This is a genomic window from Sulfitobacter sp. 1A13421 (assembly GCF_043557285.1).
Taxonomy (GTDB): domain Bacteria; phylum Pseudomonadota; class Alphaproteobacteria; order Rhodobacterales; family Rhodobacteraceae; genus Sulfitobacter; species Sulfitobacter faviae.
Genome location: NZ_JBIFFQ010000002.1, coordinates 347,042 through 365,212 on the forward strand (window position 1 = coordinate 347,042; position 18,171 = coordinate 365,212).

The window sequence follows — 18,171 nt, forward strand, 5'->3', positions numbered from 1 at the left end:
CCAGACATACGGGGCCTGCAATGCCGGACAACACAAAAGCCGATCTCATTCACGATTCAGATGCCGGGATCGAACGGTTGCTCGAAATCATGCGCCGCCTGCGCGACCCCGAGACGGGCTGCCCCTGGGATATCGAGCAAGATTTCGACAGCATCGCCCCCTATACCATTGAAGAGGCTTATGAAGTCGCCGATGCCATCGCCCGGCGTGATTGGGGCGAGCTTGAGGGGGAATTGGGCGATCTGCTGCTGCAATCGGTCTATCACACGGCGATGGGTGAAGAAGCGGGGCATTTCACCTTTCAATCCGTGGTGCGCAACATCAGCGATAAGATGGTAGCGCGGCATCCGCATGTCTTTAGCGACGAATCCCGCGACAAGAGCGCCGAACAGCAGACCGCCGATTGGGAAAAGATCAAAGCCGCCGAACGCGCGGGCAAGGCACAGGGGGGCACCTTGGACGGGGTGGCGATCGGCCTGCCTGCGCTGTTGCGGGCGATGAAGCTTCAAAAACGCGCGGCGCGTGTGGGTTTTGACTGGCCTGAGACGACGCAGGTGCTCGACAAGATTACCGAAGAGGCTGCCGAATTGGTCGAGGCGAAGGACCAGCTAAGCCAAGCGGAGGTCGAGGAGGAATATGGCGATCTGCTCTTCGTCATGGCCAATCTGGGCCGCCATCTGGGCCTTGACCCGGAAGCCGCTCTGCGCGCCGCCAATGCCAAATTCACCCGCCGTTTCGAAGGGGTCGAGGCCCGGCTCGCCGCCATGGGCAAAACCCCGCAAGACAGTGATCTGGCCGAGATGGACGCGCTGTGGGAGGCGGTGAAACTGGCGGAACGCGGCTAATCCCCCGGGCAGCGGCTGGACAAAGACCCGCCCCTCCGGCAAGGCTCTGCCCCAAGCAATTTGACGAAAGTAAGCCCATGACCCCGCGCAAAATCATCATCGACACCGACCCCGGCCAAGACGACGCCGTCGCGATCCTCCTCGCGCTAGCAAGCCCCGAAGAGATCGACGTTCTCGGCATCACCTGTGTGGCGGGCAATGTGCCGCTGGATCTGACCTCGAAGAACGCGCGGATCGTTTGCGAGTTGGCGGGGCGCAGTGATGTGAAGGTTTTCGCCGGTTGCGATCGCCCGCTGGGGCGTGATCTGGTGACGGCGGAACATGTGCATGGCAAGACTGGCCTCGACGGACCCGACCTGCCCGACCCCACCATGCCGCTGGCCGAAGGGCATGGGGTGGATTTCATCATCGAACAGGTCCGCGCCCATCCCGCAGGTAGCGTAACCCTTTGCCCCTTGGGGCCGTTGACCAATGTCGCAACCGCCCTGCAAAAGGCGCCCGACATCGCCGAGAAGGTGCAAGAGATCGTGCTGATGGGCGGCGGCTATTTCGAGGGGGGCAACATCACGCCCACGGCGGAATTCAACATTTACGTCGACCCCCATGCCGCTGATATCGTTTTTAAATCCGGCATTCCGATCGTCGTCATGCCGCTCGATGTGACCCATAAGGCGCTGGTCACCAAACCGCGTAACGATGCCTTCCGCGCACTTGGCACCAAGGTCGGCGTCGCCGTGGCCGAGATGACCGATTTCTTCGAGCGGTTCGACAAGGAGAAATACGGCTCCGAAGGCGCGCCCCTGCATGACCCTTGCGTCACCGCCTATTTGATCAACCCCGATCTTTTCCAAGGCCGTCATATCAATGTCGAGATCGAGACCCAGTCGGAACTGACAATGGGCATGACCGTCGCCGACTGGTGGCGCGTGACCGACCGGGCGCCCAACGCGCTCTTCGTAGGCGATCTTGATGCCGATGGGTTCTTTGCCCTGCTCACCGAAAGGTTGGCCCGCCTATGAGCGCCCATCTCACTCTCGGCGCGCCTGAGCATCTCGACAAGCTTGTAGCGCTTGTCGCGGCATTCCACGCCGAAGCGGGGATCGAGATGAGCGATGAACAGCGTCGCCGCGGGCTGGCCCCGCTGTTGGATGGCATCCCCCATGGCGCCGCCTATCTGATCGGCCCGCCCCGCGCGCCCATCGGCTATGTGGTGATCTGTTTCGGTTGGTCGGTTGAATTCGGCGGCTTGGACGCCATCATTGATGAAATTTACGTCCGTCCCGGCGTGCGGGGTCGCGGCATCGCCTCGGAGGCGCTGATCGCGCTGCCCCGGGCGCTGGCGGCGGGCGGGCTGCGGGCCGTCCATCTTGAGGTGGATCGCAACAATGCCGCGGCGATGAAACTCTATACCCGTGCGGGCTTTCGCCCGCGCGAGGATTACATGCTTATGTCCCGGACCCTGTGATGCGTATTCCTTTCGATAACAGCTATGCTGCCCTGCCCGACGGGTTCTTTACCCGGCTGGGCCCGACGCCTGTAAAAGCGCCCAAGCTTTTGGCGTGGAATGCGGCATTGGCGGCAGAACTGGGTATCGAAGGGGCTCAACCCGCGCAGATTACGCAGGTTTTCGCAGGGAACGAAGTACCCGAGGGCGCGGACCCCTTGGCGCAGCTTTACGCCGGGCATCAATTCGGCAACTTCAACCCGCAACTAGGCGATGGCCGGGCGATTTTGCTGGGGGAAGTCGTCGATCAGGGCGGCAAGCGCCGTGACATTCAGCTCAAAGGCTCAGGCCCCACGCCCTATTCGCGGATGGGTGATGGCCGGGCATGGGTTGGCCCGGTGCTGCGCGAATATTTGATAAGCGAAGCGATGCATTCCCTCGGCGTGCCGACCACACGCGCCTTGGCCGCCATCGCTACCGGAGAGCCAATCCTGCGCGAAAGCGGCCCCCTGCCCGGCGCCATCGTGACCCGCGTCGCCGCCAGCCACCTGCGCGTCGGCACCTTTCAGGTCTTCGCCCATCGCGGGGAGACTGAAGCGCTTAAAACCCTCACCGACTATGCCATCGCGCGCCACTATCCCGAGGCCGATGGCCCGCTTGACCTTTTGCGCGCGGTCTGTGCCGCGCAGGCGGAACTGGTGGTGCAATGGATGTCGGTGGGCTTTATCCACGGCGTGATGAACACCGACAATTGCAGCATCTCGGGCGAGACGATCGACTATGGCCCTTGCGCCTTTATGGATGCCTTCCATCAGGGTCGTGTCTTTAGCTCCATCGACCGGCAGGGGCGCTATGCCTATGGAAACCAGCCGCAGATCGTGGTCTGGAACATGGCGCAGCTGGCGACCTCGCTCTTGCAGCAGATGGAGGACAAGGAGAGCGCCGTCGAAGAGGCCACTGAGATCGTCCATGACATGCCCGAGTTGATCGAAGCCGCATGGCTGCGCCGTTTCGCGGCCAAGGTTGGTATCTCAACGCCGCGGGCCGAAGATGTCGATCTGATCAACGAATTGCTGGGGCTGATGCAAAAGGATGGTGCCGACTTCACCAATGCCTTCCGTGCCCTTCCTACGGATCAAGCCCGCGACCAGTTCACCGACCGCGACGCTTTTGACACATGGGCCGAAGGCTGGCGCGCGCGGATCGAAGGGGAACCCGATCCGCAAGCGGTGATGAATGCGGCGAACCCCGCCGTGATCCCCCGCAACCACCGGATCGAAGAGATGATCGAGGCCGCCGTCGCGGGCGACATGGCCCCTTTCGAGCGGCTGATGAAAGCGCTGGCCACCCCCTTTGTCGAGACGGACCCAGAGCTTCAGCGCCCGCCGACCGAGGACGAGATCGTCCCTGCCACATTCTGCGGCACCTGAGCTTAGTGGCTGCGGGGTTTACGGTTAATCAGGTAAATCCCCGCCGCCACCAGCAGCAATGCGGCCCAGATGCTCAGCCCCACCTCTTCCGAGAGGATCAGCCAGCCCAGAAGCACGGCAAAGACCGGCGACAGGAAGCTGAACGAGGCGACGGAGGCTGCGGGATAGATCGTCAGCAGCCAGAACCACGCCAGAAAACCAAAGCTCGCCACCGCGATGATCTGATAGGCAAGCCCCGCCAGATGCACAGGGGCCACCTCGCGCAGCAAGGGGCCAAAAAGCGGCGCAAGCAGCAGAAGGATCGGGGCGGAGATCACCAGTTGCATCATGAGTTGCTGCGCGGGCGGCACCTTGGCCAGCGGCGTGACGCGAACGCAAAGCGCGATGCCCGCCCAGCAGAGTGCTGCGAAAAGCGCCAGAAGATCGCCCAGCCAATGCGCCCCTTCGGTTCCGCCATCGCTTAGCGCCAGCACCACGCCGCCCATGGCCAGCCCCATGCCGATGAGCCGCGCCCCGCTCAGCCGCTCTCCTGGCAGCCACAGATGCGCGGCGATGCCAAGCCAGACCGGCATGGAATAAAGCAGGATCGAGGCGCGGCTGACCGTGGTCAGGTCGAGCGCGAGGAACAGGCAGACAAACTCTAGCGTAAAGAAAAGCCCCGCGGCCACACCGCCCCATAGCGCAGCGCGCGGGATCGACAGGCTGACGCCTCGCAGCCGCATCCAGATCAGGAGCAAAAACACCGCCCCGAGAGAGCGCAGCCCGGCCAGAAAGACCGGGTTGAAGCCGCCAGTGCTGACCTTGATGACGACTTGGTTAAAGCCGAGGTTCAGCGCGAAGAGCACCAGCGCCACGGCGCCGAACGTGTCGATATGTGATTTGCGTTCCATCCCGACAGAAGCGCTGCCCGGATCGGATAAGTCAATGGCGCGCCGCGGTTTTCCGGGCGCGCCATTTCGCTGTCTTAGGGAGGTGCCTCGGCTCAGGCCGCCTGCTGGCCGCCCGACTTGCCGCCGCCGCCACGCCTGCGACGGCGCCCGCCGCTCGGCTTGCCTGCGCCTTCACCACCACCGCCGCCGCCACCGGGACGACCGCCACCACCACCGGGGCGACCACCGCGTCTGCGGCCCCGGCCCTTGGGTTTGGCAGGCTCATCAATCACTTCCCAAGGACGGCCCGAGGCCACGGGGATCGAAATACCCATGGTCTTTTGGATCGCCTTCAGTTCGCCCATCTCATCGGGGGCGCAGAAGGCCACGGCGGCCCCGTCCTTGCCCGCCCGCGCGGTCCGGCCGATGCGGTGGACATAGTTGTCCGGCACATTCGGCAGGTCGAAGTTATAGACGTGCTTCACATCCGGAATGTCCAAACCCCGCGCCGCCACATCGGTGGCCACCAGCACGGTAATGTCGCCATTCTTGAACCCTGCAATCGCGCGGTCCCGCTGACCTTGGCTTTTGTTGCCATGGATCGAAGCGGCGTCAAACCCGGCCTTGACCAGCGTCTTCATCAGCTTTTCCGAGCCGTGTTTCGTGCGGCCAAAAACCAGCGCGCGTTCGCCCTTGTGCTTGGCCAGCAGTTCTTTCAGCAGTTCGGTCTTCTCGGCCTTGGCGATGAAATGCACCTCTTGCGTCACCTTATCCGCCGCCTTGCCCGGAGGCGAGACTTCGATGCGGATCGGGCTGTTGAGATAGCTTTTGGCGATCTCGTTCATCAGCTTGGGCATGGTCGCCGAGAAGAGCATCGTCTGCCGCTCTTTCGGGATCATGTCCGAGATTTTGCGCAGATCATGGATGAACCCCATGTCGAGCATCTGGTCGGCCTCATCCAGCACGAGAAAGGTCGTTGCGTCGAGCTTGACCGCGCGGCGGTCGAGCAAGTCCAGCAGACGGCCCGGTGTGGCAATCAGCAGATCGACACCCCGTTCCAGACGTTTGATCTGGGTGTTGATCGACTGGCCGCCAACCACCATCGCCACTTTGATCGGCGTGCCTTCGGCATAGCCGCGCAGGTTCACGGCGATCTGCTGCGCCAGCTCGCGCGTAGGCGCAAGCACCAGCCCGCGCACGGAACGCGCTGCGGGGCGGCCTTCGATCTCCATCATCTGGGCCAGCAGCGGCACGCCAAAGGCGGCGGTCTTGCCGGTGCCGGTCTGGGCAAGGCCCATCACGTCGCGCCCGTTCAGCGCATGGGGGATCGCCTGTTTCTGGATCGGGGTCGGCTCGTTCAGCCCCATCTCTTTCAGTCGGGCCACCAGTTTGGCAGGCAGGCCCATCATGTCAAAATCGCTCATTCGTTCACTTTCCGGCCCGCGAAAACACGCGCCATGTTCTTTCGCCGCGCCACTCAACAGGCGCCACGGGGTCGCGCAAGCCAGATCGCGGGCGCAGGCCACATGCCTCACACCCGTCTGTCGCGCTTGGCCCCACGCGTGATTTTGGGAACATCGGCGGGCCTTGTCGTCAGCGTCCCAGAGGCCCCTCATGGGGCTTGGCGCTGATACTGCTCACGCGGCAGAAGGCTTCGCTTGATCCCCACATGGGCGGTGCGGGCGCAAAAGTCAACCTGCGTGGTCAATTCCGGTGGCGTCCGGCGGTGCTAAAATGCTAGGACCGTAGTCCGACGGACGAAGGGCGAGACGATGCGCAACCCGATCATCAAACGCTGCGAGGCGATGGGCCTGCGCATGACAGGGCAACGCCGGGTCATCGCGCAGGTGATTCACGACAGCGAAGACCACCCCGATGCCGAAGAGATCCTGACCCGCGCCAGCGTGATCGACAGCGGCATCTCCATCGCCACGGTCTACCGCACGGTGAAGCTGTTTGAGGAAGCGGGCATTCTCGACAAGCTGGAGTTCGGCGATGGCCGGGCGCGCTATGAAGACGCGCAGCGGGCGCATCACGATCATCTGATCGACGTGAACTCAGGCGAGGTCATCGAGTTCGTCGATGCGGAAATCGAAGAGCTTCAGGAACGGATCGCGCGCAAGCTGGGTTACAAGTTACAGGGCCACCGGATGGAACTCTACGGTGTGCCGATCAAGAAGGATGACCCATGACAGAACGTGACCGCCCTTTGCTGGCCGTGTTGATCGACGCCGATAACGTGCCCGCAAAACATGCCTCTGCCATCATGCGGGAGGTCACGACGATTGGGGAGCCTGCCCTGCGCCGGGTCTATGGTGATTGGTCGAACGACCACCTCAAGGGTTGGAAAGCCCCGATCCGCGAGTTGGGTCTGGTGGCGCATCAAGAGACCGCGAACACCAAGGGCAAGAACGCCAGCGACATCGGGCTGGTCATTCAGGCGATGGACATCCTGCACAGCCGCCGTTTCGACATCATCGTGATCGTTTCCTCCGACAGCGATTTCACAGCCCTGGTGAACCGCCTGCGCGAGGATGGGGTGACCGTTATCGGCATCGGCGAGAAGAAGACCCACGATTCGCTGCGCAATGTCTACAACCGCTTCATCCTGATCGAAAACCTCGACGAGGTAGAGCCCGACACCCCCTCGCGGGCCAAGGCCAAGGTGGGCGATGCCCTGCCCCTGTTCAAAGCCGCGATGGACAAGATCGACACCGAAGACGATTGGTATAACCTCGGCCAGATCGGCCAAACCATTCAGGCGGCGCATCCCGATTTCGACAGCCGTACCTATGGCCATGGCAAGCTGAGCGCCTTGGCCGCCGACCTCAAAGCCTTGGAAACGCGCAAAGATGGCAACCGCTTGATGGTCCGCCTAAAAAGCTAACGCCGGATCACTCGGCGGCGCGCTGCTCTTGCCGCGCCACACGGGCGAGCATGGCGGGCAACAGCAGGCTCAGCACCACCAGACGCATGATGTGGCAGGCGGCCACGAAGCCCGGCACCACCGCCAGCACGGCGCCAAGGGCGATCATCGTCTCTAGCCCGCCGGGTGCGAAGGCCACCAGCACATGCCCCAGCGGCATGCCAAGCGCCCAGGCCACCGGCACCGCGCCGAGGCCCGCCAGCCCCACCGCAACGCCCGTGATCGCCAGCCCCGCGCCAAGCCCGCTTGCCAGACGCGCAGGCGTGATGCCGGAAAACCGCGTACCGATGAGGCTGCCGAGCACGAGATAGGCGACAAGGGTCAGCCAGCCCGGCAGAACGCCCGTCTCCAGCTCCGTCAGATGCGCGATGGCCGAGACCACCATCGCCCCCATCAAGAGCGGCGCGGGCACGGAAAGCCGGGCAAAGATCATTCCCACGACGACGGAGACGCCGATCATCACGAGGATCGACAGCAGGCTCATCCCCGCGCCCGCAGGGGCGATATTCCCGGTCATGTCGACGCCCATCAGCAAAGCGGCGAAAGGCACGACGATGGTCAGCGCCAGAAGCCGGACCGACTGCGTGATCGAAATGCGCGGCATGTCCGACCCGCTGTCGCTGGCAATCGCCATCACGAAACTCAGATGTCCGGGGGCCGAGGCCAGAAGCGCGGAGCGCGCGTCAAAGCCAAAATACCGCGCGAGCATCCAACGGCAAAGCGCCATGATCCCCCAAATCACCCCGGTCATAAAGACAAAGGCCAGTGGCCAGCGCAGCATGGCGTTCACCGCATCTTGGTTGAACCCTGCCCCCACGGCGATGCCCAGCACGACAAAACAGGCATCCCGCAGCCGCGGATCGACCGCCGTGCGCACCCCCATCAGGCCTAAGACACTCACCGCGATCACCGGGCCAAGCAGCATATAGACCGGCGCATTCAGCCACCAGAACAGCAGCGCACCAAAGGCCCCGGCCGCAAGGGTCAGCACTGTGTCGCGCGGGGCGAGCGAGGGGATCGACCATCTCATGCGATAGGGCTAGCACTCCGGTAGAGCCTGCGCCAGTGCCACACGCATGACGCGCATCGCGCGCCCTTGCCCTTTCGTCGCAAAAGGTTCATGGGCGACTGGCAATACCACGGGATGAAGGGGCGTGATCATGGACAATCTGCGCGGCGCGATGCTGATGGTGCTGGCCATGGCCGGATTCGCGGTCGAGGACATGTTCGTCAAACTGACGAGCGATGCGCTTCCCGTCGGTCAGATCATCGCGCTTTTGGGCGCGGGCGGCGGGGCGATCTTCGCCGTGATCCTGCGCATTCAGGGAAAGCGCCTGTTCTCTGCCGATATGCTGACGCAGCCGATCCTGCTGCGTGCCGTGGGCGAAGTGCTGGGCACGCTTTGTTTCGTCACCGCCATCGTGCTGACGCCGCTCTCTTCGGCCTCGGCTATTTTGCAGGCGACCCCGTTGGCCGTCACCCTCGGTGCGGCGCTGTTCCTTGGCGAGCCGGTCGGCTGGCGCCGCTGGAGCGCGATTGTCGTGGGCTTCCTCGGCGTGCTTTTGATCGTGCGCCCGGGGCTGGAGGGGTTCAATGCGCTGTCGCTCTTTGCCGTGGCCGGTGTCATCGGCCTCGCTTTGCGCGACTTGGCGACACGCAAAGTTCCCAAAAGCATCAGTTCCATGCAGCTTAGCTTTCTGGCCTTTATCGTCTTGGTCCCCGCAGGGCTGATCCTGATGCTGGCCGCAGGCACGCCAGCCGCCATGCCCGGCGGGGCCGAGGTGCTCTATCTCGCCGGGGCGATGGTGATCGGGGTGCTGGCCTATTACGCGATCGTCGCCGCCATGCGCGTGGGCGAGGTGAGTTTTGTCACCCCCTTCCGCTATACCCGGATGCTCTTTGCGCTGGTGGCGGGGATCGTGGTTTTTGACGAATCCCCCGACACGTTGACGCTGGTTGGGGCCGCGGTCATCATCGCCTCGGGGGTCTATACCCTGCTGCGCGAACGCAAAATCACCCCCCGGCCCCGCCGTGGTCTTTCCAAGCCGGGCCTGCCGGGGTAAACCGCCACAAACCCGAACATGAGGACAAAGCCCATGAGCACGATCATCGACATCCACGCCCGCGAAATCCTCGACAGCCGGGGCAACCCGACGGTCGAAGTCGACGTTATCCTCGAAGACGGCACCATGGGCCGCGCCGCTGTCCCCTCCGGTGCCTCGACCGGCGCCTATGAGGCGAACGAGCGGCGCGATGGCGACAAGTCGCGCTATCTGGGCAAAGGCGTGCTCGAAGCCTGCGCCGCCGTTAATGGAGAGATTGCCGAGGCGCTCGTGGGGGTCGAGGCGACGGAACAGGTCGAGATCGACGAGATGATGATCGAACTCGACGGGACCGAGAACAAATCCCGCCTCGGCGCCAATGCGATCTTGGGCGTGTCGATGGCCGCGGCCAAGGCGGCGGCGGACTACTGCGCGCAGCCGCTCTACCGCTACATCGGCGGCACCACCGCACGCGTCCTGCCAGTGCCGATGATGAACATCATCAACGGCGGCGAACATGCCGACAACCCGATCGACATTCAGGAATTCATGATCATGCCGGTCGCCGCGGAGAACATCCGCGAAGCCGTGCGCATGGGGGCCGAGGTGTTCCACACGCTGAAGAAAGAGCTTTCCGCCGCGGGCCTGTCGACCGGGATCGGCGACGAAGGCGGCTTTGCCCCGAACATCAGCTCGTCGCGCGATGCGCTTGATTTCATTCTGAAGTCCATCGAAAAAGCGGGCTACAAACCGGGTGAAGACATGTATCTCGCCCTCGATTGCGCGGCGACGGAATACTACAAAGACGGCAAATATGTCCTCTCCGGCGAAGGCAAAACCCTGTCCAGCGCAGAGAACGCCGACTACCTCGCTGCGCTCGTGAACGACTACCCGATCATCTCCATCGAAGACGGCATGGCCGAAGACGATTGGGACGGTTGGAAGGCGCTGACCGACCTTTTGGGCGGCAAGGTCCAACTGGTGGGCGATGACCTTTTCGTCACCAACCCCGCGCGTCTGAGCGATGGCATCCAGCGCGGCGCGGCGAACTCCATGCTGGTCAAGGTCAACCAGATCGGCACCCTGACCGAAACCCTCAAAGCGGTCGATATCGCGCATCGCGCGGGCTACACCAACGTCATGTCGCACCGCTCGGGCGAGACCGAAGACGCCACGATTGCCGACCTTGCAGTCGCCACCAACTGCGGCCAGATCAAAACCGGCTCGCTGGCGCGGTCCGACAGGCTGGCGAAGTACAACCAGTTGATCCGTATCGAAGAAATGCTGGGCGAGACCGCTCAATACGCGGGCCGCTCGATCCTGCGCGGCTGATGTCGGCCCTCACCATCCGCCCTGTCACCACCGCTGCGGACCTCGCGGCGGTGGTGGACCTCTGCTGGGCCTATCGCGACTTTCTCTATCACTTCGGCCCGACCGAACAGCGGATCGTCGAGACCTTCTACCCCCAAGAGAAATACAGCGCCCTGATGGCGCGCCTGCCCGAGGAACACGCCCGCCCGCGCGGCATCATCCTCTTGGCGGAGCGGGATGGCATCCCCCTGGGCTGTGGCATGTCCCATGCGCTGACCGAGACGGAGAGCGAGATCAAACGCGTCTTCGTCACCGATGCGGCCCGTGGCACGGGAGCGGGTCGGGCGATCTGTCAGCGCCTTGTCGATCAAGCGCGGGAGGACGGGTTCGAGAAGGTCTATCTCGACACTTCCGTAGGCTTCGCCCCTGCCCGCGCGCTTTATCGGTCGCTCGGGTTTGTTGAGCGCGGGCCCTATCAGCCGATGCCGGATTTCACGCGGGATGCGATCTGTTTCTTCGAGATGCCGCTGAGGGATGTGGCCGCGCCAGCGGAATAACGCAAACGGGGCGGCCAGATTGCCGCCCCGTTTTTCATTGCTGCGCGGTTTACCCGGCGAAGAGTTGTAAGAACTTCTGCTTCGAATACCCCAGCTTCAGCGCCCCACGGTCCGACAGGCGCGGCGCGATGCGCATGCGGATGATGTCCCGGTCGGTCTCAAGGGCTGCGTTGAGGCGCAGAACCGCGTCGACCTTGCCGTTTGGCCCCGGGGCGACCTCTTCGATCATGCCGACCAAGACACTGTCTTTGCTCCAGACCGGCGCGCCGATGAGGGTCGCGATGTTGATCGGCCTTGGTGTGGTGGCACTGTTGTCGCCGCCGATGGTCGCCCGGCCTGCAGTCGCTGTAGGGGTGCTATCGGGGTCATCTGTCCCGCTGTGGCCGCTGCCCCCGCCGACCGAGACGCCAGCTCCGGCCCCCAGACCGTCACCGCCGCCCACCGAAGCGCCGACGCCTGCGTTCACACCGTCGCTCCCGCCGACCGAAGCACCAACCCCGGCCCCGATGCCATCACTGCCGCCGACCGAAGCACCAACCCCGGCCCCGATGCCGTCACTGCCGCCAACCGAAGCGCCGACACCGACATCCGCGCCGCCATGGTCGCCATGGCCCCCGACGCTGACCCCAACCCCGAGGCCGATTTCGGCCTGCGCCGCGGGCGCGAGCATGAGCGTCACTGCCGTAGCGGCGAGGCTGTTTTTGAAAGCACCTGTGTGAAAGATAGTCATAGCGAATCTCCTTCTCTAAGCCGGTCGAATGCCTTCGACCCTTAGCCCCCACAGGGAACCTACGCGGGAAGTCGGAACGATGTTTCAAGGAAATTGCGCTATAGTTGTATTTTTTGCAACTTTGTTAGCAAGTTGGCGCTCTTGCCGATATGACGGCATAGCCGCTGCACGCTGGGGCCTTAAAATCCTTCTTCGGCACCTTTCCGTCAAAGTTAGGCAACGCCCCGTTCACCTCACTCCCGGCTGACGGTGCCCCCGCCAACGGCGGCGCGGACGCCTGTCGTGCCGGGGCACGAGGTTGGAAGCCCGCGCGCCACGCGTACTGCCAGATAGGCAAAGGCCTGCGCCTCCAGCATATCGCCATCGAGCCCGATCTCCTCCACCGGGGTGACGGGGCAATCGAGGCTTACATCCAACATTCGCATCAGCACCGGATTATGCCGCCCGCCGCCCGTCACATAGACGCGTTCGGGCGAGGCTGGGCAATGCTGCATCGCCTCGGCCACGCCAGCGGCGCACATGGCGGTGAGGGTGGCGCAGGCATCGGCATCGGAGAGCTCACCCACAAGAGCCACCATCTCGGCAAAATCATTCCGGTCGAGGGATTTGGGCGGCATGCGTGCGAAATAAGGCTCGGCCAGAAACAGCTCCAAGGCGCCCTGCTCCACCCTGCCCCGCGCGGCGAGCTTGCCGCCTTCGTCGTAGTCTTGGCCAAGGCGGGTCTGCATCAAATCATTGATCGGCGCATTGGCGGGGCCGGTGTCAAAGGCCAGCAACGCGCCGTCCTCCTCCGGGCGGGCCACGCGCGGGTCGACCCATGTCAGGTTGCCCACGCCGCCGAGGTTCAGGAAGGCCACCGGCCCTTTTTGCCCGGCGTAGCGTGCGCAGGCGTGGTGAAAGAAGGGGGCGAGCGGTGCGCCCTCGCCGCCCAGTTCAACATCGGCGCTGCGGAAATCCCAGACCACGGGCAGGCCAATCTCTCGCGCCAGCAGCGCGCCGTTGCCGACTTGCAGCGTGCCCTGCATGCGTGGGGCGTGGGCCAACGTCTGGCCGTGGAACCCTATGAGTTCGACTTCGGCCTCATCCTTCAGCAGATCGGCGATAAGCGCCAGATGCGCGGCCTCCACCGCCTTGGCTGCCTCCTCAACCTCGGCCCCGTGCCACTTGCCGAACCCCGCGGCGATCACGCGCCGCTCATCGGCGGAATAGCTGCGATAGTCGCTGCGGCCAAAGCCTGTGATATCCTGCCCGTCAGTGCGCAAAATCGCGGCGTCCACCCCATCGAGAGAGGTGCCCGACATCATTCCCAAAGCCGTCACCACTTTGGTTCCGGCATCTTGCCTGTGCTTGGCCCTATTCATGGCCTTTTCCTTTGCCGCTCGTGCGCATATAGATTGCCCCGCAATACAGTTTTGAGGCAAGTCACCATGACATACCATCCCAAATCGGAGTTCATCCACACGATGATGCAGCGCGGCTTTCTGGCCGATTGCACCGATTATCAGGGGTTGGACGAAGCCCTGCTGAAAGGCGCGGCCCCGGCCTATGTGGGCTATGACGCCACGGCCAAATCGCTGCACGTGGGGCATCTGGTCAATATCATGATGCTGCGCTGGCTGCAGAAATGCGGCGGCAAGCCGATCACCCTGATGGGTGGCGGCACGACCAAGGTGGGCGATCCGTCCTTCCGCTCGGACGAGCGCCCGCTGCTGACGCCCGAGGCGATCGACAACAATATCGAAGGCATCCGTCAGGTCTTTGCCCAATACCTCGATTACAGCGAGGGCGAAAATGGCGCCTTGATGCTGAACAACGCGGAATGGCTCGACGGGTTGAACTACCTCGAATTCCTGCGCGACATCGGGCGGCATTTTTCGATTAACCGGATGCTGAGCTTTGAGAGCGTGAAGTCCCGTTTGGACCGCGAGCAGTCGCTGTCTTTCCTTGAGTTCAACTACATGATTCTCCAAGCCTATGACTTCATGGAGCTGCACCGCCGCTATGGCTGCATTCTCCAGATGGGCGGGTCGGATCAATGGGGCAATATCGTCAACGGCATCGACCTGACCCGCCGGGTGATCGATGGGGAGGTTTACGGCCTGACGTCACCGCTCTTGACCACCAGCGACGGCAAGAAGATGGGCAAATCGGCGGGCGGTGCAGTCTGGCTCAATGGCGATATGCTGAGCCCTTATGAGTTCTGGCAGTTCTGGCGCAATTGCACCGATGCCGATGTGGGCCGTTTCCTCAAGCTCTACACCGAGCTGCCGGTCGATGAATGCGACCGTCTGGGCGCGCTTGCCGGATCCGAGATCAACGAGGCGAAGGTGCGTCTGGCCAATGAGGTCACGGGTCTCCTCCACGGGGAAGAGGCCGCCCGCAACGCCGAAGCCACCGCGCGCGAAGTCTTTGAAAAAGGCGGTGTGGGCGATGACCTGCCCACACTGACCCTGTCGGCGGCTGATGTGGGCGATGGCGTCTCCATTGTGCAACTGCTGGTGAAATCGGGCCTTGCGGGTTCCGGCAAAGAGGCCAAGCGCCTGATTGCCGAGAATGGCGCGCGGATCGACGACCAGCCGCTCACGGATGCGGGCATGATGCTGGACGCAGGCGCGCTGTCCTCTCCGGTTAAACTCAGCGCGGGCAAGAAGCGCCACGCGCTGGTGCAGGTCGGCTGATCTCTCACGGGGCGGGCTTCGGTCTGCCCCGTCTTCCCCACTCCCGCCGCCCTACAGCCGCCGCAACGGCATCCCTTGCATGGGGTGAGACTTCGTGCTGAACTGAACAAGTGTTCATATCGGGGGGAGCCATCATGAAACTAGACAGTACAGCCGCCATCGTCACCGGGGGCGCATCGGGGCTTGGCGAAGCCACCGCGCGCTATTTCGCGTCGCAGGGCGCGCAGGTCACCCTGTTGGACCGTGACGCTGCCCGGGGCGAAGCCATCGCGAAAGAGATCGGCGGCCACTACGTCTTGACCGATGTAACGGATGAGACCTCGGTGCAGGAAGCGGTGGACTATGCCCAAGAAAAGATGGGCTGGATCACCGCGGCGGTGAATTGCGCGGGTATCGCACTTGGGATCAAAACCACGGGCCGCGACGGGCCGCATCCGCTCGACGCCTTTCAACGCACCATCGACATCAACCTCGTCGGCAGTTTCAACGTGGCGCGGCTGGCGGCGGTGGCCATGGCCAAGAACACCCCCGAAGACGACGGCGCGCGCGGGGTGATCATCAACACCGCCTCCATCGCCGCCTTCGACGGGCAGAAGGGCCAAGCCGCCTATGCTGCCTCCAAGGGCGGGATCGCGGGCATGACCCTGCCGATGGCGCGGGATCTGGCCAAGGAAGGGATTCGCGTGATGACCATCGCGCCGGGCATCTTCAAAACGCCGATGCTGGCCGGGCTGCCGGAAGAGGTGCAGGCCGAATTGGCCAAGGATGTGCCCAACCCGCCGCGCCTTGGCGATCCGGCGGAATACGGACGGCTGGCCGGGTTCATCGTCGAAATGGGCTATCTCAATGGAGAGGTGATCCGCCTCGACGGCGCGCTCAGGATGCGCTGATGCCGCTGCAAAACCGCGTGCAACCTGATGGGGAGATCATCGCCCACCCGGCGCGGGGCAGCTTCATGGGCAACCGAGGCATCCTGCATGACGAAAACGGACTGCACCCCAAACGCCGTTGGGCGCATCAGAATTGGGTTTGTTGTCGGCTCAGTTTCAAGGGGCGTCGCCGCAAGCTTATGGCGCCCCGCCATTATACCGAGCTGTTCTTTCTTGATGAGGCCGTGGCCTTTGCCGCCGGTCACCGCCCTTGCGCGGAATGCCGTGCCGCGGATTATCGACGGTTTCGCGCGGGTTGCGACCTCGCCGGCCCCGCCGCGGATCTGGACCGTCAGTTGCACGCCGAACGCGCCGTGCCGCGCGTTTTTCGTCAGCGCCGCCATGGGGATGTAGAAGCACAGAACCTGCCCGACGGCAGTTTCGTCTTGGATCACGACGGCCAGAGCGGCGTGCTTCTCGGCGATGCCCTTCACCCCTATGCGACGGAGGGCTACGGGGCCGCGCAGCGACGCCCGCAGGGCCGCGTTACCCTGCTCACCCCGCCGAGCATCGTCGCGGCATTCCGCAACGGCTACCGCCCGCAGATCGCTCTGGCAGAGGCGCGGGGTTAGCCCTGCGCCTTCTCCTCCAGCGCCATCCACTCTTCTTCGGCGTTAGAGAGCTTTTCATGCCGCTGCACCAGCGCATCGGTGGCTTTCTGAAACTTCACCGGCTCACGGGTGAAAAGCTCTGCATCGCTGAGCAGTTCTTCGAGCTTGCCGATCTCCGCCTCCAGCCGCTCGATCTCAGCAGGCAAGGCTTCGAGCCGGTGTTTTTCGGTAAAGCTGAGCCCGCCCGCGGATTGCTTTTTCTCCGCTTTCGGCTCGGGTTTGCTTGGCTTGGGTTTAACCACGCTTTGGGCGAAATCATCCTGCCCGCGCTGTGCCAGATAATCGGACCAGCCGCCCGCATAGACCGTGGCGCGGCCATCCCCTTCCATCGCGATGGTGGTCGCCGCCACGCGGTCGAGGAAGTCACGGTCGTGGCTGACCAGCAGCACGGTGCCGTCATAGGTGCCCAAGAGTTCCTGCATGAGGTCGAGCGTCTCGACGTCGAGATCATTCGTCGGCTCGTCGAGCACCAAAAGGTTCGAGGAGCGCGCCATGATCTTGGCCAAGAGCAGCCGTGCCTTTTCGCCGCCCGAAAGCGAGCGGACCGGCGCGCGGGCCTGTGCTTCATCGAAAAGGAATTCCTTGAGGTAGCCGACCACATGTTTCGGCTGACCCCGCACCAGCACCTGATCGGCCTTGCCCGAGACGCGCATTTCGGGATCGCCGGTCAGGCTGTCCCAAAGGGTCATGTCGCCGTCAAGCTGCGCGCGCGCCTGATCGAACAGCGCCAGTTCCAGATTGGTGCCGAGCTTGATCTCGCCCGCGTCGGGCTGTTCTTTGCCGATCAGCATGTTCAAAAGCGTGGTCTTACCCACACCATTCGGCCCGACCAACGCAATCCGGTCGCCGCGCTGCACCGTGATCGAGAAATCGCGCAGGATCTGTTTGTCGCCGAACTTCTTGGCGATGCCGCTCGCTTCGATCACCTTGCGGCCTGACTTCGGCCCAGCCTCCAACGCCATGGCCGCCGTGCCCTGCCGTTTGATCTGCGCCGAACGTTCGGCGCGCAACTCTTGAAGCGCGCGCACCCGGCCCTGATTGCGCTTGCGCCGGGCCGAGATCCCCTCGACCGCCCAACGCGCCTCGGCCTTGATCTTGCGGTTCAGCTTGTGGCGCTGCATGTCCTCTTCTTCCCAGACCTGATCGCGCCATGCCTCGAACCCTTCAAAGCCGATGTCCTGACGGCGCACGGTGCCGCGGTCGACCCAGAGGGTCGCGCGGGTCAGCTCGCGCAGGAAGGCGCGGTCGTGGCTGATGATGACAAAGGCGGTGCGGGTGCCCTTTAGCTCGGATTCGAGCCATGCGATGGCTTCGATGTCGAGGTGGTTGGTCGGCTCGTCCAGCAGCATCAGTTCCGGCTCTTCGGCCATCAGCCGCGCCAGTGCCGCGCGGCGACGCTCCCCGCCCGATGCGGTGGCCACAGGGCGCGCCGGGTCAAACTTCAGCCCCTCGCCGGCGCGTTCCACCTTATACATCTCACCCGGATCCAGCCCATGGGCCGCGAAGTCGCCAAGCGTCTCAAAGCCCGAGAGGTCCGGCTCCTGCTCCATATAGCCGACCGAGACGCCGGGCCCGGCCACAACCGCCCCGCTGTCGGGCTCTACCAGCCCGGCCATGACCTTCATCAGCGTCGATTTGCCCGAGCCGTTGCGGCCCACCAAGGCCAACCGATCGCCGGTCTGAACCACGAGGGAGAGGTCTTCGAAAACAGGATCGCCACCAAAGGTCAGCGAAATGTCGGTGAGTTGTAAAAGGGGTGCGCGTGCCATGCCTGCCAGCTATCTTTCGGCGCGGGCAAG

General features: G+C 63.7%; 18 protein-coding genes. 12 read left to right on the forward strand and 6 right to left on the reverse strand.

From position 1 onward, the window contains the following. The first annotated feature begins 20 nt into the window (after positions 1–20). The 4 genes from mazG to ACGYLI_RS05470 all read left to right on the forward strand — a co-directional run bounded on the left by mazG (position 21) and on the right by ACGYLI_RS05470 (position 3,719). A complete protein-coding gene (gene mazG, locus ACGYLI_RS05455; RefSeq protein WP_394417856.1) occupies positions 21–845 on the forward strand; it encodes a nucleoside triphosphate pyrophosphohydrolase in 825 nt (274 codons plus the stop codon). 77 nt (positions 846–922) lie between these two features. After that, positions 923–1,864: a nucleoside hydrolase gene (locus tag ACGYLI_RS05460; protein WP_394417859.1), complete on the forward strand. Its 942-nt coding sequence runs from the start codon at positions 923–925 to the stop codon at positions 1,862–1,864. Continuing rightward, a complete protein-coding gene (locus ACGYLI_RS05465) occupies positions 1,861–2,310 on the forward strand; it encodes an N-acetyltransferase (protein WP_067265911.1) in 450 nt (149 codons plus the stop codon). Before ACGYLI_RS05460 ends, ACGYLI_RS05465 begins: the two co-directional genes overlap by 4 nt. After that, positions 2,310–3,719, forward strand: coding sequence for a YdiU family protein (locus ACGYLI_RS05470; protein ID WP_394417862.1), 1,410 nt, complete (start codon positions 2,310–2,312; stop codon positions 3,717–3,719). The genes ACGYLI_RS05465 and ACGYLI_RS05470 overlap by 1 nt, the downstream gene beginning before the upstream one ends. A gap of 2 nt (positions 3,720–3,721) precedes the next feature. Here the strand turns inward: ACGYLI_RS05470 and ACGYLI_RS05475 are convergent, their stop codons facing one another. Then, positions 3,722–4,609, reverse strand: coding sequence for a DMT family transporter (locus ACGYLI_RS05475; protein ID WP_394417865.1), 888 nt, complete (start codon positions 4,607–4,609; stop codon positions 3,722–3,724). Between the two features lie 92 nt (positions 4,610–4,701). After that, positions 4,702–6,012, reverse strand: a complete 1,311-nt coding sequence (locus ACGYLI_RS05480; protein WP_394417868.1) for a DEAD/DEAH box helicase — start codon at positions 6,010–6,012, stop codon at positions 4,702–4,704. Between the two features lie 348 nt (positions 6,013–6,360). Here ACGYLI_RS05480 and ACGYLI_RS05485 point away from each other — a divergent pair, with 348 nt between their 5' ends. Next, a complete protein-coding gene (locus ACGYLI_RS05485; RefSeq protein WP_067265902.1) occupies positions 6,361–6,780 on the forward strand; it encodes a Fur family transcriptional regulator in 420 nt (139 codons plus the stop codon). Beyond that, positions 6,777–7,475 carry an NYN domain-containing protein gene (locus ACGYLI_RS05490; RefSeq protein ID WP_394417871.1) on the forward strand — a complete coding sequence of 233 codons (699 nt, stop codon included), beginning with the start codon at positions 6,777–6,779 and terminating at the stop codon, positions 7,473–7,475. The genes ACGYLI_RS05485 and ACGYLI_RS05490 overlap by 4 nt, the downstream gene beginning before the upstream one ends. A gap of 7 nt (positions 7,476–7,482) precedes the next feature. Here the strand turns inward: ACGYLI_RS05490 and ACGYLI_RS05495 are convergent, their stop codons facing one another. Then, positions 7,483–8,544 (reverse strand): AbrB family transcriptional regulator, encoded by a 1,062-nt coding sequence (locus ACGYLI_RS05495; RefSeq protein WP_394417874.1) that lies wholly within the window; start codon positions 8,542–8,544, stop codon positions 7,483–7,485. 130 nt (positions 8,545–8,674) lie between these two features. Here ACGYLI_RS05495 and ACGYLI_RS05500 point away from each other — a divergent pair, with 130 nt between their 5' ends. From ACGYLI_RS05500 to ACGYLI_RS05510, 3 genes are read left to right on the forward strand one after another with little or no spacing between them, the layout of a single operon-like run. Further along, positions 8,675–9,577 (forward strand): DMT family transporter, encoded by a 903-nt coding sequence (locus tag ACGYLI_RS05500; RefSeq protein ID WP_394417877.1) that lies wholly within the window; start codon positions 8,675–8,677, stop codon positions 9,575–9,577. 33 nt (positions 9,578–9,610) lie between these two features. Next, complete coding sequence (gene eno, locus ACGYLI_RS05505) at positions 9,611–10,888, forward strand: phosphopyruvate hydratase (protein WP_271691385.1); 1,278 nt, start codon at positions 9,611–9,613, stop codon at positions 10,886–10,888. Then, the gene (locus tag ACGYLI_RS05510; RefSeq protein ID WP_394417881.1) at positions 10,888–11,424 is read left to right on the forward strand and encodes a GNAT family N-acetyltransferase; all 537 of its coding nucleotides are present in this window, start codon (positions 10,888–10,890) and stop codon (positions 11,422–11,424) included. The genes eno and ACGYLI_RS05510 overlap by 1 nt, the downstream gene beginning before the upstream one ends. A 49-nt stretch (positions 11,425–11,473) precedes the next feature. On the opposite strand, the gene ACGYLI_RS05515 is transcribed toward ACGYLI_RS05510, so the two are convergent. After that, entirely contained in the window at positions 11,474–12,154 is a 681-nt protein-coding gene (locus ACGYLI_RS05515; RefSeq protein WP_394417884.1) for a hypothetical protein, read from the reverse strand. Positions 12,155–12,387: 233 nt separating this feature from the next. After that, positions 12,388–13,515, reverse strand: a complete 1,128-nt coding sequence (locus ACGYLI_RS05520) for an anhydro-N-acetylmuramic acid kinase (RefSeq protein WP_394417887.1) — start codon at positions 13,513–13,515, stop codon at positions 12,388–12,390. A gap of 66 nt (positions 13,516–13,581) precedes the next feature. On the opposite strand from ACGYLI_RS05520, the gene tyrS reads away from it, so the two are divergent. From tyrS to ACGYLI_RS05535, 3 genes are all read left to right on the forward strand, one after another. Next, complete coding sequence (gene tyrS / locus ACGYLI_RS05525) at positions 13,582–14,832, forward strand: tyrosine--tRNA ligase (protein ID WP_394417890.1); 1,251 nt, start codon at positions 13,582–13,584, stop codon at positions 14,830–14,832. A 134-nt stretch (positions 14,833–14,966) separates the two neighbouring features. Beyond that, entirely contained in the window at positions 14,967–15,722 is a 756-nt protein-coding gene (locus ACGYLI_RS05530; RefSeq protein WP_394417893.1) for a 3-hydroxyacyl-CoA dehydrogenase, read from the forward strand. Then, complete coding sequence (locus ACGYLI_RS05535) at positions 15,722–16,333, forward strand: hypothetical protein (RefSeq protein WP_394417896.1); 612 nt, start codon at positions 15,722–15,724, stop codon at positions 16,331–16,333. The genes ACGYLI_RS05530 and ACGYLI_RS05535 overlap by 1 nt, the downstream gene beginning before the upstream one ends. Here ACGYLI_RS05535 and ACGYLI_RS05540 read toward each other — a convergent pair. Continuing rightward, entirely contained in the window at positions 16,330–18,141 is a 1,812-nt protein-coding gene (locus ACGYLI_RS05540) for an ABC-F family ATP-binding cassette domain-containing protein (RefSeq protein ID WP_394407909.1), read from the reverse strand. The genes ACGYLI_RS05535 and ACGYLI_RS05540 overlap by 4 nt on opposite strands. Between the last annotated feature and the right edge of the window lie 30 nt (positions 18,142–18,171).

Excerpts from the sequence above, each read along its gene's own strand:
- ACGYLI_RS05510 (WP_394417881.1), top strand. The coding sequence starts at position 10,888 with ATGTCGGCCCTCACCATCCGCCCTGTCACCACCGCTGCGGACCTCGCG.
- ACGYLI_RS05535 (WP_394417896.1), top strand. The coding sequence starts at position 15,722 with ATGCCGCTGCAAAACCGCGTGCAACCTGATGGGGAGATCATCGCCCAC.
- ACGYLI_RS05530 (WP_394417893.1), top strand. The coding sequence starts at position 14,967 with ATGAAACTAGACAGTACAGCCGCCATCGTCACCGGGGGCGCATCGGGG.
- ACGYLI_RS05475 (WP_394417865.1), bottom strand. The coding sequence starts at position 4,609 with ATGGAACGCAAATCACATATCGACACGTTCGGCGCCGTGGCGCTGGTG.
- eno (WP_271691385.1), top strand. The coding sequence starts at position 9,611 with ATGAGCACGATCATCGACATCCACGCCCGCGAAATCCTCGACAGCCGG.
- ACGYLI_RS05540 (WP_394407909.1), bottom strand. The coding sequence starts at position 18,141 with ATGGCACGCGCACCCCTTTTACAACTCACCGACATTTCGCTGACCTTT.
- ACGYLI_RS05470 (WP_394417862.1), top strand. The coding sequence starts at position 2,310 with ATGCGTATTCCTTTCGATAACAGCTATGCTGCCCTGCCCGACGGGTTC.
- ACGYLI_RS05520 (WP_394417887.1), bottom strand. The coding sequence starts at position 13,515 with ATGAATAGGGCCAAGCACAGGCAAGATGCCGGAACCAAAGTGGTGACG.
- ACGYLI_RS05500 (WP_394417877.1), top strand. The coding sequence starts at position 8,675 with ATGGACAATCTGCGCGGCGCGATGCTGATGGTGCTGGCCATGGCCGGA.
- ACGYLI_RS05515 (WP_394417884.1), bottom strand. The coding sequence starts at position 12,154 with ATGACTATCTTTCACACAGGTGCTTTCAAAAACAGCCTCGCCGCTACG.
- ACGYLI_RS05495 (WP_394417874.1), bottom strand. The coding sequence starts at position 8,544 with ATGAGATGGTCGATCCCCTCGCTCGCCCCGCGCGACACAGTGCTGACC.
- ACGYLI_RS05490 (WP_394417871.1), top strand. The coding sequence starts at position 6,777 with ATGACAGAACGTGACCGCCCTTTGCTGGCCGTGTTGATCGACGCCGAT.
- ACGYLI_RS05485 (WP_067265902.1), top strand. The coding sequence starts at position 6,361 with ATGCGCAACCCGATCATCAAACGCTGCGAGGCGATGGGCCTGCGCATG.
- tyrS (WP_394417890.1), top strand. The coding sequence starts at position 13,582 with ATGACATACCATCCCAAATCGGAGTTCATCCACACGATGATGCAGCGC.
- mazG (WP_394417856.1), top strand. The coding sequence starts at position 21 with ATGCCGGACAACACAAAAGCCGATCTCATTCACGATTCAGATGCCGGG.
- ACGYLI_RS05465 (WP_067265911.1), top strand. The coding sequence starts at position 1,861 with ATGAGCGCCCATCTCACTCTCGGCGCGCCTGAGCATCTCGACAAGCTT.
- ACGYLI_RS05480 (WP_394417868.1), bottom strand. The coding sequence starts at position 6,012 with ATGAGCGATTTTGACATGATGGGCCTGCCTGCCAAACTGGTGGCCCGA.
- ACGYLI_RS05460 (WP_394417859.1), top strand. The coding sequence starts at position 923 with ATGACCCCGCGCAAAATCATCATCGACACCGACCCCGGCCAAGACGAC.